A 14,797-nucleotide genomic window follows, 5' to 3' on the forward strand; every position below is an offset into this window, starting at 1 on the left:
GGGAGGGCGGCGGTTCGGGCCTCAGGAAGCGGGCGTCCGCCGCACGGCGAAGCGGATGTCGTAGCGGTCCGCGCGGTAGAGCGTGGTGGTCGCCTCTACTGGGCGCTCGCGACGGTCCAGTCCGACACGCTGCACATGCAGCCCGGAGGTGCCGACCGGCACCTCCAGCAGCGTCGACTCCGTCTCGCCCAGATCGACCGCCCGCACCACCTGCTCCGCGGTGACGATCTCCAAGCCGTAACGCTCGCTGAGGAGTTGGTACAGCGAGCCGTCGAGGTCCGCTTCGGCGAGCCCCGGCACACGCGCGGTCGGCAGGTGGACGGTCTCCAGGCACATCGGGGCTCCGTCGGCCAACCTGAGCCTGCCGATACGGAAGACCTCGGCTCTCGGATCGAGGTCCAGGAAGTCGCCTATGCGGCGACCGGCCCGCACGGTCCCCGCGGTGAGCAGCCGGGCGCCGGGCTCCATTTCACGTGCCCGCATGTCCTCCGAAAAGGACGTGAGTGCAAGGGACTTGGACACCACGGCAGGAGCGACGAAGGTGCCCGCACCCTGTACGCGGTAGACGCCCCCCGCCTGTTCCAACGCGTCGAGCGCCTGGCGCACGGTGTTGCGTGAGACCCCGTGTTCGGCGGCGATCTCCCTCTCGGTGGGCAGGGGCGTGTGCGGCGGGGCGTCGGCCATGCCCGCCAGCAGCCGCTGTCGTAGCTCCTCATGTTTGGCCAGCTTGGCCACGTGGCCCTCCGTCCTGTGTTGAGCCTGTCCTCGGCGTATAGGTACCAGCCAATACCTGGAGCTTACGGGTAAGTTCCCCAACAGTTCCAAGCCCCATGGGAGATTGGTACTGTCCAATGCGACTCAAGGTGGGCAGCTCCACGCTACGCGGCAGCACGCGGGGGCGTCGGTCCGCACCTGCTCACCCACTCAACCCGCCAACCACCCGCTTCCGCTCGCGGCCCCTCGGGCGCCCGCAGGACGCGGGAGTCAACCGCTCCGGGGCGCCCAACGCAGCGCTGTCCCCCACCCGTTCCGTCATGACGGCGGTTAATGGTTGGCACCAATCGTTCGCACTTCGCCTGCTCCACGGCTAGTTGACTATTGACGGACCCAATTGGATGGGACCAAACTAACCCTGCCTTCCAGCCGTTTCGCCTTGGAGTACTCGTGCACATCGCGCTGCTGCCACTCGACGAGCGCCCCGTCAACACCAGGCTGCCGCGGCAGGTTGCGGCCGTCGCGGGAGCCGAGGTGAAGCTGCCGCCCGCGGCCGTGCTCAGCCACAAGAAGCAGCCGGGCGACACCGCGGCGCTCGGTTCCTGGTTGGAGTCCACCGTCGAGGGCTCCGCACCCGCCGACGAACTCGTCGCCTCGCTGGACACCCTCGGCTACGGCGGTCTGATCGCCGCCCGTACGACCACTGACAGCGTCGCGGCGGTGCTCGACCGCTGGGAGGCGCTGCGTCGCGTCCGGGCGCGCGCGCCCCGAACCGGCCTGCACGCCGTCTCGTTGGTCACCCGCGCGCCCAACTCCAACAGCAGCGACGAGGAACCCGACTACTGGCGGCACATCGGCGTGGATCTGCACCGCTACGGCGCGGCCTTGCACCGCAGGTACCTCGGTGAGCAGGCGGGCGAGCGAGAGGCCGGCGAGCTCCGCGAGCGGCTTCCGCGCGACTCCGTCGCCGACTTCGAAGCCCGACGGCTGCGCAACCACACCGTCAACCTCGCAGCGCTGGGGCTCGCCGCGGACGCCACCGTGCAGACACTGCTGGTCACCGCGGACGACACCGCCGAGCGCTCCGCCGGCAGCCTGGAGCAGCACTGGCTCGCGCACTGGAAACGGGTCCTGGGAGATGCGGTCGACGGCGTGCTGATGCACCCCGGCGCCGACGAGGTCGGCGCCGTCCTGGTGGCACGCGCGGTGCTCGGGCGACTGCGGGACACCCCGCTGCCGGTCGCCGTCGAGTGTGCGGTGCCGGACGGTCTCTCCCGGGTCGCACCGTACGAGAACCTGCCGCTCGCGCAGGGAACGCAAGGCCACCTGAGGGCAGTTGGCGCCGCGCCCGCGGCGGGTGCCGACGCGGAGCTCGTCGTCGTGGTGCACCCGCCTGACCGGCAGGGGGGCGACTGGGCGCATCAACACCCGAGAGTGCGGGAGCAGGAGCACTCGGAGGTACGGGCCACGGCCGAACGCGTCGCCTCGCTGGTCGCAGCGGGCGCCGCGGTGGTGGTCGCCGACTGCGCGTACCCGAACGGGTCCGATCCGGCGCTGCTCGCCGCCCTCCAGTCGCGTATCGAGCTCAAGTCGCTGGCCGCGTACGGCGGCTGGAACACCGCGGGGAACACCGTCGGCAGCGCCCTCGCGCACGGTGTCGTCTGTGCGACGGCCCGTGCCGCCGGCGTGCTCGACCACGTCGCGCATCACCGGTTGCTGTTGCACCGGCTGATCGAGGACCACGCCTACATGACCGACATCCGGGGCCGCGCGCTGGCGAGGTTCAGCCAGCAGGACCGCCACGACGAACTCCCGGCCGAAGTGCGGGAACCCGCCCGCTCCTGGATCGCCGCCGAACTCGCCAGGTCCGTCGAGCGGTTCCCCGAGTTCGCCGGGTGGTCGCTCCCGGCCGACTCGGTGCGGCTGCCGTGGGACCGGACCTTCGAGGTCGACTTCACGCTCCGCCCGGCCGACGGTCCCGCCGCCGAAGCCGTACCGGAAGAAGGGCTGAGATGAGGGGCGTTCCCTTTCCGCGACCGCTGCGCCGGGTCATAACCATGGCGGTGAGCGGCGCGCTGCTGACCGCGTGCGGCGTCGCCGCTCCTGACGTACCGCTCGATCAGCCCGGGCACGAGCCGGTGACGATCTCGGTGTGGAGCGCCTACAACGGTCGCGAGCTCGACGCTTTCAACAAGGTGCTCAGGCGGTTCGAGCGGGAGCACCCCTGGATCAGCGTCGACAGCCTCGGCTCCCAGGACAACGACCGCATGGTCGCGGCGCTGCGCGGTGGCCCGGCGCCCGACGTGCAGTGGGCACCACAGAGCGAACTGGCGGGCGTCTACTGCCCGAGCGGTGGTTGGCGCGACCTCACCCATTACATCGAGCGCGACAAGTTGGACACCAAGAAGTTTCTGCCCGCGCCCTATCAGGCGGGCTCGTCCGAGGGGAAACGGTGCGGACTGCCCGTCCTCGGCGACATCTACGGCCTCTACTACAACAAACGCAAGCTCAAGGACGCCGGCCTCGACGGTCCGCCCAAAACGATGAGCGAACTGGACGACTATGCGCGGAAGTTGACCGAACGCAGCCCTAACGGTGCGATACAAGGGGCGGGTTATGTGCCGCTGACCATGTTCTACGCCAACCGCCCCGCGTACGAGGCCCAGTTGTGGGGTGCGCCGTGGTTCGACGAAGCCGGGGCCTCCGCCGTCGGCACCGATTCAAAGTGGCGGAAGATGCTCGATTGGCGCAAGAAGCTGATCGACTGGTACGGCTACGAGCGGCTGCGGGCCTTCAGCGCCGGCGCCGGTGCCCAGTACACCGCTTCGAACGCGTTCCAGACCGGCAAGCTGGCGTTGATGCTGGACGGCGAGTTCCGCACCGCCTTCATCGAGGACGAGGCGCCCGAACTCGACTACGGCACCGCCCCGTTCCCCGCGCCCGACGACGAGCCCCAACGGTACGGCGGCGGCGCCTGGACGGTGCACCTCGCCGGAATCACCCACCGCAGCGAGCACCCGGAAGCCGCCTGGCGGCTCGTCAAATGGCTCGCCACGGACACCGGCGCACAGACCGAGTTGGCGAAGGAACTGCACAACGTGCCGACCACGAAGGCGGCGCTGCGTTCCCCGGAGCTCGCCAAAATCCCGAACTTCAAGCCCTTCCTGAAAATGGCCGGCCACCCGCACAGCACACTGCCGCCGAACACCCCGGCGGGGCTCAGCTACCAGGACTCGATGTCGACCTTCTTCCAGCAGTGGGAGTCGGGGAAGGTGGCGAACCCCGAAAAGGGACTGCGCAATGAGGCCGAGGCCATCGACAACTTCCTCAGGCAGATCACGATCGGGAGGGGAGAGTGAGGGCGCCGGGCTCCCTCCCGCGTCGGCGGGGATTCCGGGAGAGGATCAACTGGCCGGCCATGGGCCTCATGGCGCCGTGGTTCCTCGGATTCGGGGTCTTCTTCCTCTACCCGCTGCTCGCCAACGTCTACATCTCCCTGACGCGCTACGACCTGATCACACCCGCGAAGTTCATCGGCCTCGACAACTGGCGGTTTCTCTTTCAAGACGACGCGCTGATGACCGGCATCGGCAACAGCGCCTGGATTCTCCTCATCGGCGTCCCGGTGAAGATCACGTTCGCGTTCCTCATCGCGCTGATGATCTCCCGAGTGAAGCGCGGCAGCGGCATCCTGCGCACCGTCTTCTACCTGCCGTACCTGATGCCGCTGGTCGCGGCCTCGCTAGGGTTCGTCGTGCTGTTGAACCCCTCGGCCGGTCCGGTCAACACCGTGCTGTCCCACCTCGGCGTCGACGGGCCACTGTGGTTCGACGATCCTGGATGGTCCAAGCCCTCACTGTTGCTGCTGGACACCTGGATGGTCGGCAACCTGATGGTGATCTTCCTCGCCGCCGTGCTGGACGTGCCACAACAGCTCTACGAGGCCGCCGAGATCGACGGGGCCGGCAGACTCGGCAAGCTGTGGCACGTGACGCTGCCGGCGATCCGTCCGGTGCTGGTCTTCGCCGGAGTGACCGCGTGTATCGACGCCCTGCAGTACTTCACGCAGGCGTACGTCGTGGCGACCTCGCTCTCCGGGGGCGCCACCAACGGTGCGGAGTCCCTCGGGTATCCGAACGACTCGACACTCTTCTTCCCCGTGCTGCTGTACAAGCAGGGTTTCCGCTACTTCAACATGGGCTACGCCTCGGTGCTCGCCCTGCTGCTGTTCGCGGTGTCCTTCTGCATCGCATTCGTCATGCTCCGGCGCGCCAGCCGGTGGTCCTAGGAAGTGGGAGCAGCGTCGATGTCCACCCTCGCCCCGACTCGCCGTAGGGCCGCCGGGCCGCAGCAGCCGCGGCCGGGCCTCGATCGCCGGCTCGTTCGCAGACGGCGGCAGCAGTTCCTGGAGACGGTCGCGGAACGCGCCTTCGTCATCGCCCTGGCGTTCTTGGTGCTGGTGCCGTTCGTACTCATCGCCCTCACCGCGCTGATGAGCAACTCGCAGACCCTGTCGGCCAATCTGTGGCCGGAGACCTTCCAGTGGCACAACTTCGTCGAGGTCTTCGAACGGATTCCACTGGCGCGGTACGCGGGCAACACCCTGCTGTACGCAGTTCTCGGCACGCTCGGGACGCTGCTCTCCAGCGTGCCCGCCGCCTACGCGATGGCGAAGTTGGAGTGGCGAGGCAGGCACGTATGGCTGCTGATGACCGTCGGCGTCATGATGCTTCCCCCGCAGGTGACGCTCGTCCCGCTCTTCTCGATGTGGGCCTCGGTCGATCTGGTCGGCACGCTGGTCCCCTTGGTGGCGCCGCTCTTCTTCGGCCACGCCTTCAGCATCTTCCTGCTCCGGCAGTTCTTCCTCACCGTTCCGCAGGAGTATTTGGAAGCGGCACGGTTGGACGGCTGCAGCGAACTCGGCACACTGCTGCGCGTCGTCCTCCCGATGACGAAACCCGCCCTGGCCGCGGTCGCCGTCTTCCAATTCACGTTCTGCTGGAACGACTTCCTCGGTCCGCTGCTCTACGTCGGCAACAACGAAGCCGCCTGGACCCTGCCGGTGGGGCTCACCCAGTTCCGCGGCTCCTACCAGGTCGAGTGGAATCTCACGATGGCCGCCTCGCTGCTGGCGGCGCTCCCCGTCGTGCTCCTCTTCTTCTTCGCCCAGAAGAGCTTTGTGAAGGGCATCACCCTCACCGGCGTCAAAGGCTGACCAATCCACCGTCGGACCGACTCTTCACGCAACGGGAAGCGTGTTGGTCGGGTGTGCGGCTCAACGAACGCTGGAGATGACCACCGCTGGGAAAACCTGCTGCGATCTTCCCGGCCAAGCGTGCACGACTGGCGTCCAGAACGATCACGGCACCCTCGCTCCCGTCAGCCGCCCGCCGGACAGGACCAGCAACCATCCAACGACGGTACGGATGCCCAGCAGTGGTGGCAGGTGGCGAACTAGCAGCACAACCAGCACAGACGCAGCGACCGGAACGACACCGAGGGCCGGCCCCGAACAGACCGACCCCCGGTGCTCCGCGAGTTCGACGGATCACGCCGTCAATGCCGACGGAAAGCCAAACGTTGAGCCGGAACTCCACCACGTGCCCACATGGAGGACTATTTGCCTCGGGCCACCAAGCCGAAAGCGGGTAGCTGCTCCTCGCCACTCTCACTCTTCTGCGGCTTGTGCGCCAGAGTTCTACCCGCAGCGGATCACACCACGATGATGCGCCGTCCTCTGGTGTGTCCAGCTTGGCTGTCGATGTGCGCCGCGCCGGCCTCGGCCAGCTTGTAGGTCTGGGCCACCGGGATCCGCAAGACTCCATCCGCGACCAGTCGAGCAGCCTCGACGAGAGCCGCGTGCACGTCGCCCGCTGCTCCGGAAAACCGAACGCCGAACTTCGGGGCGTCCAGATCCGCGGTCGTGAGCACTCGGTCCGGAGTGCCGACGAGGTCCACCAGCTGCTGGATGATCCCTGCTCCCGCGAGGTCCAGGGCGGCGTCGACGCGACCGAGACGGCGCACGCGGTCGGCCCAGCCCTTGTCATACGTTGTGACCAGCGCGCCGAGGCCGCGCAGATAGTCCTGGTTCGCCGGTCCAGCAGTACCGATCACCGAGATTTCGCGAGATCGGGCGATCTGAACCACCGCAGAACCGACGCCTCCGGCGGCACCACTGACCAGGAGGGTCTCACCAGCGTGGACCCCGACCTCGTCGAGCACGCGCAGCGCCGTCTCGACGACGGACGGATAGCCGGCGGCTTCGACAAAGGTCAGCTCAGCCGGCATCGGATACCAATGCGACATTAGTGCTGACTCGGCGTAGGTCTCGTTCCCTTCACCGAAAACGGCGTCACCGACCTCGACATCCGTGACCCCCTCGCCCACCTCCTCGACGACCCCCGCCGCGTCCAGCCCGAGGCCGGCCGGTAGCTGCACCGGGTGAGCACCGAGCTTTTGGCCTTCACGCACCCGCCAGTCGAAGGCGTTCACCGCGGCCGCCCGGACCGCAATCCGCAGCTGCCCGGGACCCGGGCGCGGCACCTCGCTGTCGACGAGATGGAGTACGTCCGGTCCGCCGAAGCGCGTGTAGATGACCTTCTTCATGCCCGGCACGCTAACACTAACGGTTAGTGTTTTGTATCCGCTAGGCTCGTGCGATGACCAACCCACTCCAGCCCGCTGGTCGCCGCGAGCGGAAGAAGGCAGCGACGCGACGCGGGATCGCTGATACCGCCCTGCGGATGTTCCGCGAAAGCGGGTACGAGTCTGTGGGCATCCGGGAGATCGCCACCGAAGCCGACGTGGCCGTCACGACCCTGTTCGCACACTTCCCGTCGAAGGAAGCCTTGGTGTTCGAGCAGGCCGCCGATTTCGAGACCCGCCTCGTCGCTGCGGTCGCCGACCGCGACGAGGGGGCTTCGGTGGTCTGCGCGCTGCACGAGGAGATCAGGGCCCTTGTTCAGCACTGCACGACGGGGGATGCGACCGGGATCTGGACGATGATCGAGCAGAGCCCGGAGCTCTCGACCTATGCCCAGGTCCTCGAGCTGCGATACGCGCGCACGCTCGCTGCAGCGATCCAGGCAGCGCCGGACCTCCACACATCTGAGGTCGCCTCCGACACGATCGCCCGCTTCGCCATGGCAGCCTTCACGCTTGCACGGCAGTCCGCAGACCCGGAGGCCGCCCTCGACGAGGCCTTCGGCATGATCAGGGCCGCGTGGTCCGCCACCCAATCTTCAGAGGAGCAGTAACCAAGAGCCCGTCCCACCGGGTGTGCTCCACCCCCGTCCGCCGTGCTGCCTCAGAGGCCGGATGGCGAGCTCGTCCGGCATAGCGGACGGACTTGCAGCGGTCCATCACACGCGAGGAACGGCAGCCGGCCGACGAGGCGGGTTCGGCCCGAGCGGATCGCCGCCTTCACCATTCTCGCCGCGGAACTCATCTACGCCGCCGCACTGCTGGCGTGGCACGGCGAGCCGGGCCGAAGCCATCACCATGCGGCACTGAGGACCAGCGCGGATCCGGCCAGCTCCCGGAGACGCTGCTCGTCGGAGACTCGTCCGCCTCGGGCGAACGACATGCATCGTGTACAAGATGACACCGATGCCCCTCTGGCATCACTAGCCAGTAGCTACACGTTGAACCGGAACTCCACCACATCCCCGTCCCGCATCACGTACTCCTTCCCCTCCATCCGGGCCCTCCCCTTGGCGCGGGCCTCGGGGACGGAGCCGGCCTCCATGAGGTCGTCGTAGGAGATGATCTCGGCCTTGATGAAGCCCTTCTGGAAGTCGGTGTGGATGACGCCGGCCGCCTCGGGGGCCGTGGCCCCCTTCGGGATCGTCCAGGCGCGGGCCTCCTTGGGGCCGGCCGTGAGGTAGGTCTGGAGGCCGAGGGTGCGGAAGCCGACGTGTGCCAGGGTGGCGAGTCCCGGCTCCTCCTGGCCGACCGTGTTGAGGAGTTCGAGGGCCTCCTCCTCGTCGAGCTCGGCGAGGTCGGCCTCGAGCTTGGCGTTGAGGAAGACGGCTTCGGCGGGGGCGACCAGGTCGCGCTGCTCCTGCTTGAACTCCTCGTCGGTGAGCTCGTCCTCGTCGACGTTGAAGACGTAGAGGAAGGGCTTGGTCGTCAGGAGGTGGAGGTCGTGGAGGAGGGCCGCGGGCTCCGTGCCCTGGCGGATGCCCTCGGAGAAGAGGGTGTTGCCCTTCTCCAGGATCTCCTTCGCCTCCTGGACGGCCTTCAGCTCGGGCTGCCGGTCCTTCTTGACCCGGGCCTCCTTCTCCAGGCGCGGCAGGACCTTCTCGATCGTCTGGAGGTCGGCGAGGATCAGCTCGGTGTTGATCGTGTCGATGTCGTGCGCGGGGGAGATACGGCCGTCGACGTGGACGACGTTGTCGTCCTTGAAGGCGCGGATCACCTGGCAGATCGCGTCGGACTCGCGGATGTTGTGGAGGAACTTGTTCCCCAGCCCCTCGCCCTCGCTCGCGCCCCGCACGATGCCGGCGATGTCGACGAAGTCGACGGTGGCGGGCAGCACCTTCTGCGAGTCGTAGAGCTTGGCGAGCTCGGCGAGCCGCACGTCCGGCACGCCGACGACGCCGACGTTGGGTTCGATGGTGGCGAACGGATAGTTGGCCGCCAGGACGTCGTTCTTGGTCAGGGCGTTGAACATGGTCGACTTGCCGACGTTGGGCAGGCCGACGATTCCGATCGTGAGCGACACGTGGCGACTTCCCGTAGCGAGAGGATCTGGAGGACCGGCCCGCCGAGCACGGACCAGTCCACCAGTCTACGGGCGCCCTCGGATGGTACGACCGGCCCCGGCCCGCGGAGAGCCGGCCGCCGCACGGCAGGACGGACGAACGGCCGCGCCTCCTCGTCCACACCACGACGGCGCCGGCGACCGCCCCCAGGACGAGCGCGGGGCCGAAGGCGTGCCGCAGGGAGGCGGCCGCGCAGTACCCGGCGGCGGTCTCGGCCGCCGACCACAGCACCCCGGCCGCCGCGCTCGCGGGGGCGAGTCGCCGATAGGGCAGCCGGGCAGCACCCGCGAGATGGGGCACGAGGGTCCGCACCACCGGCAGGAAGCGGCCGAGGAAGACGGCCTGCCCGCCCCGGCGGTCCATGAGCGTCTCGGCACGCTGCCAGACGGAGGCGGGCAGGCGGCGGCCGAGTCGTCCCGTCCGCATGCGGACGCCGAGGGTGCGGCCGGTCCGGTGGGCGAGGAAGTCCCCCGCCACCACCGCGGACGCGGCGACTCCGACCAGCACGGGCAGGTCCAGCCGACCGGCCCGCGCCAACCCGCCGGCCGTGAGCAGCAGCGTCAGGGTGGGGACGAACGCCCCGACGAGCAGGACCGATTCGGCGAGGACCGCCAGCGCCACGACGGCGTACGCACCGACGGGCGCCTGTTCCAGCAGCCCGTTCATCCGACGGCCGCGGCTTCCCGGCGAGGCGCAGGCGCAGCCGACGCCGGTCGCCGGAGCTGCCAGACCCTCGCGGGAGGAAGGTTGGGCCACACCGTCCGGCAGGCGGTTGCATAGCTCCACCGGTAGCCGGCGAGCACCTCCTCGACGGCTCGGTGCCGCCGCGTCCGGCTGCGGGGGGCGAACAGGGCAGAGGCCGGGAGGGTGCCGAGGTAGGCGAAGTAGGTCAACGTGCCTCCGGGGCGCAGGAGTTCCAGGTACCGCTCCATGACCGTCTCGACGTACCGGGGTGCGAAGTTCGCGAAGGGCAGGCCGGAGACGACGGCGTCGTAGGTCCGGTCGGTCTCCACCTCCTCGACGGGACGGAGGTGGAGCCGCACCTCCTTTCCGTCCCGTCGATGCCGGTCGGCGAGGCGTTGCAGCCGGTCGGCGAAGCGCGGGTTGGCTTCGACGACGTCGAGTCGGCTCCCTCTCGGCAGCCGCGAGAGGAGCGCGCTCGTCACCACGCCTGTGCCCGCGCCCGCTTCGAGGACGGTCGCGGGGCCGTGCCCGGGGGCGCACGCCGGTTCGCTCAACGCGTGCGCGAGCCCTCTGCCGCTGGGTGCGACGGCGCCGGTGGTACGCATGTCCCTGGCTGCCTCCCTCAGGAACGCCCAGCCGTCGGAGCGCGGAGGTCGGTCGTGCCGCACGGTCTCGTGATCCATGCCGGAGACGCTAGAAACCGGGCCGGAACGGTGAATCCGCCTTCCCGCGACGGCCTCCCCCTACGAAAGTCGGGGGTGCAGGCGGCAGTCGGTCGGGGGACAGCGCAGGATCGGCCCGCCTAAGGTCATCCGGGATGAGACGGAGAGAGGACTTTCCCTGGGCCGCCTACGGGCGCAGGGCGCTGATCCTGGTACTGGTGCTCAACGCCGTGCAGAGCGCGTCCGTCGCCGCAGACGGTGCGTACCTGACCTGGCGGACCGCGGTCGCCCTGCTGTGCGGGGCGGCGCTGCTGGTCCGCCGTCTGCCCTGGCTCGTCGCGCCGGTGAGCACCACGGTGGCGACGGGTGCGTGGGGGTGGCCGATGCTGCCGCTGCTGCTCGTCGCCCTCTTCGACCTCGCTGCGCGCCGCCGGCCCGGGTGGGCGGTCTGCTGCGGCGTCGCCGTCATGGTCGCCAACTCCTCGTCGCCCGAGCCGGAATCGCTGTGGCGGCCCCAGCAGTACGGCTCCACGCTGTTCCTGCTCCTGGCCGTCGTCGGCGGGCTGTGGGTGGGCAGCCGTCACCGCCTGGTGGAGCTGCTCAACTCGCAGGTGGAGCGGTTGCGCGTCGAGCGGGAGCTCCGCGAGGAGGCCGCGCGCGCCGCCGAACGCTCCCGCGTCGCCGCGGAGATGCACGACGTGCTCGCCCACCGCCTGAGTCTCATCGCGCTCCACTCCGGCGTGCTCGCCACCAAGTCCGACGCGCTCCCCGAACCGGTCGCCGAACGCCTCGCCCTGCTGCGCACCACCTCCACGGAGGCCCTGTCCGATCTGCGGGACGTCCTCGGCGCCCTGCACACCCCCGACGCGGCCGGAACGGCACCCGTCCTGCGCGACGTGCGGGAGCTCGTCGCGCAGGCACGGCAGTCCCAGCACGTCGAACTGGACATCGCGGGCCGCGCCGAGGAGGCGCCGGCCGCGCACCGGCTCGCCGTCTACCGGCTCGTGCAGGAAGGTCTCACCAACGCCCGTAAGCACGCCGCCGGTTCACCGGTGCACATCCGCCTCGACTACCGGCCGCCCGACACCACCGTCGAGGTCACCAACCGCCCCGGCACCTCCGCCGCGCTCGCAGAGCCCTCGGGTTTCGGGCTGGTGGGGCTGCGCGAGCGCGTCTCCGCGCTCGGCGGAGAGCTCAGCGCCGGCCCGCACGGCTCCGGCGGCTGGCGGCTCGCGGCCCGTATCGCCCATCACGCGCCCGACAGACAGGGAAGCTCCCGCACATGATCCGCGCCATGATCGTCGACGACGACGCCCTCGTCCGTCTCGGACTCGCCGACCTCCTCGACGGGGACGAGGCGATCGAGACGGTAGCCCAGGCGTCCGACGGCCTCCGCGCGGTCGAACTCGCCACGGCCCACCGCATCGACGTCGCCCTGGTCGACGTGCGCATGCCGCGCATGGACGGCATCGCGGCCACCGCCCGCCTGCGTGCCCTGCCCCACCCTCCGAGGGTGATCACGCTGACCACTTTCGACCTCGACGAGTACGTCTACGACTCCCTCACGGCCGGAGCCGACGGCTTCCTCCTCAAGGACACCGCCCCGTCCGAGATCCTCCGCGCCGTCCACCTCGTCGCGTCCGGTTCGGCGATGCTCCACCCCGCGGCGGCACGCAGGCTCATCGACCGCTACCACCAAGCCGGCCACTCCCGGGCCGCCGCGGCCCGGAAAAAACTGGAGAACCTCACCCCCCGCGAACGCGAGGTGCTCGCGCTGCTCTCCCGCGGGGAGACCAACGCGGAGATCGCCGGACACCTCGGCATGCGCGAAAGCACCGTCAAGGCACACGTCAGCCGCATCCTCACCGCGCTGGAGGCCGACAACCGCGTACAGGCCGCCCTCCGCGCCCGCGACGCCGGCTTCACCGGCTGAGGCGTCCGGCGGACCGGTGCGACGGCGGCAATTGCGCGTTCGCGCACGGAACTTGGCATGCGTACCGAAAGACCCGTAGCTCCGGCAACCGGCCGTTCCGTCCACCACCGCACGCCCGACACCCCACCTCCGCACGCGTGTCCGTCGCCCCGCAGCCCCGGGGGCACCGCCTACCGTGGCCCGGTGGAGCAACGCAGCGCGCGCACGACCCCGCACGAACCGCAAGTGCGGCGGGAGCGGAAGACGGGCAACAGCGGCACGACGACCCCCGAGGAAGAGCGGCTCTACCGCGCCCCCGCGGTACCGCACCCCGCGGAACCCGTCGCGGTCCCCGACCCGCCGGCGGCAGGAGTCCGTACCTCGAGGAAAGAGGAACGCCAGCGCGACCGCAGACCCTCCGCGCCGCCGAAGGACGCCGAGACGCCCAGCGGCGAGGCCCGGCGGAGCCGTCCCGAGGACCGCCGCGCGCCGACCTCCAGAGCGCTGCTGCTCCGCGTGCTCCCCCGACCGCTCGCCGACCGGGCAGCACGCCTTCCCCGCGCCCGGCTGACCGGACTCGGCTGCGGACTGCTCGCGACGACGGCGATGCTGCTCGTCGGCGCGGCGGACGCGGCGCTGCTCGACGGCGAACCCGTCGTCTACTGCGTCCTGTTCCTCCTCGCCGTCCTCGCCTCGGCGTGCTGGGTGCGCGCGGCCGACCTGATCGCGGCGCCCATCGCCGCCCCGCTCGCGTTCACGGCAGGGCTGCTCACGCTGGGCGGGCCCGGCGAGGGGTTCTCCGGTCTCGCGCAGGACGTCTTCACGCACCTGGCGCTCAACGCCGGCTGGGTGTACGCGGGCACGGGCCTCGCGGGCGCCGTGGTGCTGCTGCGCCGCATCAGCATCGTGGCCGGGCGCCGTCGCTGAGGACGGCGCCCGGCCAGCGGGCGTGCGACCGGCTCAGTCGGAGCCGGAGGCGGCCGCCGCCTCGGCGCGGAGGTCCCGCCTCAGCTCCTTCGGCAGCGAGAACTGCATGCGCTCCTCGACGGGTTGGACGATCTCGACGTCGGCCCAGCCGTGCTGCTCCAGCCAGTCGAGGACCCCGTCGACGAGTACCTCGGGCACGGAGGCGCCGGAGGAGACGCCCACGGTCGTGACGCCCTCCAGCCAGGCCGGGTCGATCTCCTCCGCGCCGTCGACGAGGTGTCCCGCCTTGGCCCCGTGCGAGAGCGCCGTCTCCACGAGGCGCACCGAGTTCGAGGAGTTCTGCGAGCCGACGACGAGGACGAGGTCCGACTCGGCGGCGACCTTCTTGATCGCGGTCTGGCGGTTCTGCGTCGCGTAGCAGATGTCGTCGGTGGGCGGGGAGATGAGGTCGGGGTAGCGGCCCTTGAGCGCGTCGACGGTCTCCATCGTCTCGTCGACCGAAAGCGTCGTCTGGGAGAGCCAGACGACCCGCTCGGGGTCCCGGACCTCGACGTTCTCCACGTCGTCCGGGCCGTCGACGAGCGTGATGTGCTCGGGCGCCTCGCCGCTGGTGCCGATGACCTCCTCATGGCCTTCGTGGCCGATGAGGAGGATGTCGTAGTCCTCCTTGGCGTACCTGACCGCTTCCTTGTGCACCTTGGTGACGAGCGGGCAGGTGGCGTCGATGGTGGCGAGCTGGCCGCGGGCGGCCTCCTCGTGCACCTCGGGCGCGACGCCGTGCGCGGAGAAGACGCAGATCTCCCCGGGCGGCACCTCCGAGGTCTCCTCGACGAAGATCGCGCCCTTCTTCTCCAGGGTGCGCACCACGTATTTGTTGTGCACGATCTCGTGGCGGACGTAGACGGGCGCGCCGTACTGCTCCAGAGCCTGTTCGACGGCGATTACGGCTCGGTCCACGCCGGCGCAGTAGCCCCGGGGGGCGGCGAGCAGCACACGGCGAGCGGGCGATGCAGTCATGTGCCCATCCTAAATGCCTCCCAACGAGCTACGCGCGGACGCCCGCCCCCGCCGGCCACCTCGCTGATCGGCCCGTCCTCCCCCTGCGCCGCGCCGTTTTCCGGCATGGTGAGCCC

13 protein-coding genes and 1 pseudogene are annotated in these 14,797 nt (G+C 69.9%); 8 read left to right on the forward strand and 6 right to left on the reverse strand.

Annotation, left to right across the window (positions count from 1 at the left end; translation table 11 throughout):
• Positions 1 to 21: 21 nt before the first annotated feature.
• On the reverse strand, positions 22 to 735 hold the full coding sequence (locus F603_RS0107000) for a GntR family transcriptional regulator (RefSeq protein ID WP_026328205.1): 714 nt from the start codon (positions 733 to 735) through the stop codon (positions 22 to 24).
• Positions 736 to 1,164: 429 nt separating this feature from the next.
• Here F603_RS0107000 and F603_RS0107005 point away from each other — a divergent pair, with 429 nt between their 5' ends.
• The 4 genes from F603_RS0107005 to F603_RS0107020 are packed head-to-tail and all read left to right on the forward strand — an operon-like array spanning position 1,165 to position 5,929.
• On the forward strand, positions 1,165 to 2,730 hold the full coding sequence (locus F603_RS0107005; RefSeq protein ID WP_019545300.1) for a DUF4127 family protein: 1,566 nt from the start codon (positions 1,165 to 1,167) through the stop codon (positions 2,728 to 2,730).
• A complete protein-coding gene (locus F603_RS0107010) occupies positions 2,727 to 4,073 on the forward strand; it encodes an extracellular solute-binding protein (RefSeq protein ID WP_037955366.1) in 1,347 nt (448 codons plus the stop codon). Before F603_RS0107005 ends, F603_RS0107010 begins: the two co-directional genes overlap by 4 nt.
• Before the next feature lie 59 nt (positions 4,074 to 4,132).
• The gene (locus tag F603_RS0107015; RefSeq protein ID WP_019545302.1) at positions 4,133 to 5,002 is read left to right on the forward strand and encodes a carbohydrate ABC transporter permease; all 870 of its coding nucleotides are present in this window, start codon (positions 4,133 to 4,135) and stop codon (positions 5,000 to 5,002) included.
• Between the two features lie 18 nt (positions 5,003 to 5,020).
• Entirely contained in the window at positions 5,021 to 5,929 is a 909-nt protein-coding gene (locus F603_RS0107020) for a carbohydrate ABC transporter permease (RefSeq protein ID WP_019545303.1), read from the forward strand.
• A 497-nt stretch (positions 5,930 to 6,426) separates the two neighbouring features.
• On the opposite strand, the gene F603_RS0107025 is transcribed toward F603_RS0107020, so the two are convergent.
• A complete protein-coding gene (locus F603_RS0107025; RefSeq protein ID WP_019545304.1) occupies positions 6,427 to 7,320 on the reverse strand; it encodes an NADP-dependent oxidoreductase in 894 nt (297 codons plus the stop codon).
• 53 nt (positions 7,321 to 7,373) lie between these two features.
• On the opposite strand from F603_RS0107025, the gene F603_RS0107030 reads away from it, so the two are divergent.
• Positions 7,374 to 7,970 carry a TetR/AcrR family transcriptional regulator gene (locus F603_RS0107030; RefSeq protein WP_026328207.1) on the forward strand — a complete coding sequence of 199 codons (597 nt, stop codon included), beginning with the start codon at positions 7,374 to 7,376 and terminating at the stop codon, positions 7,968 to 7,970.
• A 380-nt stretch (positions 7,971 to 8,350) separates the two neighbouring features.
• Here F603_RS0107030 and ychF read toward each other — a convergent pair whose 3' ends face one another.
• The 3 genes and pseudogenes from ychF to F603_RS0107045 form a co-directional block, all read right to left on the reverse strand.
• Entirely contained in the window at positions 8,351 to 9,439 is a 1,089-nt protein-coding gene (ychF, locus tag F603_RS0107040) for a redox-regulated ATPase YchF (RefSeq protein ID WP_019545306.1), read from the reverse strand.
• Between the two features lie 247 nt (positions 9,440 to 9,686).
• Positions 9,687 to 10,145 (reverse strand): annotated as a pseudogene (locus F603_RS33905) (DedA family protein); the annotation flags it as partial.
• Positions 10,142 to 10,846, reverse strand: coding sequence for a class I SAM-dependent methyltransferase (locus tag F603_RS0107045; protein WP_019545307.1), 705 nt, complete (start codon positions 10,844 to 10,846; stop codon positions 10,142 to 10,144). The pseudogene F603_RS33905 and the gene F603_RS0107045, both read right to left, overlap by 4 nt.
• A gap of 134 nt (positions 10,847 to 10,980) precedes the next feature.
• Here F603_RS0107045 and F603_RS0107050 point away from each other — a divergent pair, with 134 nt between their 5' ends.
• The 3 genes from F603_RS0107050 to F603_RS0107060 all read left to right on the forward strand — a co-directional run bounded on the left by F603_RS0107050 (position 10,981) and on the right by F603_RS0107060 (position 13,664).
• On the forward strand, positions 10,981 to 12,111 hold the full coding sequence (locus F603_RS0107050) for a sensor histidine kinase (protein WP_019545308.1): 1,131 nt from the start codon (positions 10,981 to 10,983) through the stop codon (positions 12,109 to 12,111).
• Entirely contained in the window at positions 12,108 to 12,758 is a 651-nt protein-coding gene (locus F603_RS0107055) for a response regulator (RefSeq protein WP_019545309.1), read from the forward strand. The genes F603_RS0107050 and F603_RS0107055 overlap by 4 nt, the downstream gene beginning before the upstream one ends.
• 183 nt (positions 12,759 to 12,941) lie before the next feature.
• Positions 12,942 to 13,664 carry a DUF6542 domain-containing protein gene (locus tag F603_RS0107060; RefSeq protein ID WP_019545310.1) on the forward strand — a complete coding sequence of 241 codons (723 nt, stop codon included), beginning with the start codon at positions 12,942 to 12,944 and terminating at the stop codon, positions 13,662 to 13,664.
• Positions 13,665 to 13,697: 33 nt separating this feature from the next.
• Here the strand turns inward: F603_RS0107060 and F603_RS0107065 are convergent, their stop codons facing one another.
• The gene (locus F603_RS0107065; protein ID WP_078503583.1) at positions 13,698 to 14,681 is read right to left on the reverse strand and encodes a 4-hydroxy-3-methylbut-2-enyl diphosphate reductase; all 984 of its coding nucleotides are present in this window, start codon (positions 14,679 to 14,681) and stop codon (positions 13,698 to 13,700) included.
• Positions 14,682 to 14,797: the final 116 nt, after the last annotated feature.

Source organism: Streptomyces sulphureus DSM 40104 (assembly GCF_000381025.1).
Taxonomy (GTDB): domain Bacteria; phylum Actinomycetota; class Actinomycetes; order Streptomycetales; family Streptomycetaceae; genus Streptomyces; species Streptomyces sulphureus.

Coding starts and splice junctions, on each gene's coding strand:
- F603_RS0107050 (WP_019545308.1), top strand. CDS start 10,981: ATGAGACGGAGAGAGGACTTTCCCTGGGCCGCCTACGGGCGCAGGGCG.
- F603_RS0107045 (WP_019545307.1), bottom strand. CDS start 10,846: ATGGATCACGAGACCGTGCGGCACGACCGACCTCCGCGCTCCGACGGC.
- F603_RS0107025 (WP_019545304.1), bottom strand. CDS start 7,320: ATGAAGAAGGTCATCTACACGCGCTTCGGCGGACCGGACGTACTCCAT.
- F603_RS0107020 (WP_019545303.1), top strand. CDS start 5,021: ATGTCCACCCTCGCCCCGACTCGCCGTAGGGCCGCCGGGCCGCAGCAG.
- F603_RS0107030 (WP_026328207.1), top strand. CDS start 7,374: ATGACCAACCCACTCCAGCCCGCTGGTCGCCGCGAGCGGAAGAAGGCA.
- F603_RS0107065 (WP_078503583.1), bottom strand. CDS start 14,681: ATGACTGCATCGCCCGCTCGCCGTGTGCTGCTCGCCGCCCCCCGGGGC.
- F603_RS0107010 (WP_037955366.1), top strand. CDS start 2,727: ATGAGGGGCGTTCCCTTTCCGCGACCGCTGCGCCGGGTCATAACCATG.
- F603_RS0107015 (WP_019545302.1), top strand. CDS start 4,133: ATGGGCCTCATGGCGCCGTGGTTCCTCGGATTCGGGGTCTTCTTCCTC.
- F603_RS0107055 (WP_019545309.1), top strand. CDS start 12,108: ATGATCCGCGCCATGATCGTCGACGACGACGCCCTCGTCCGTCTCGGA.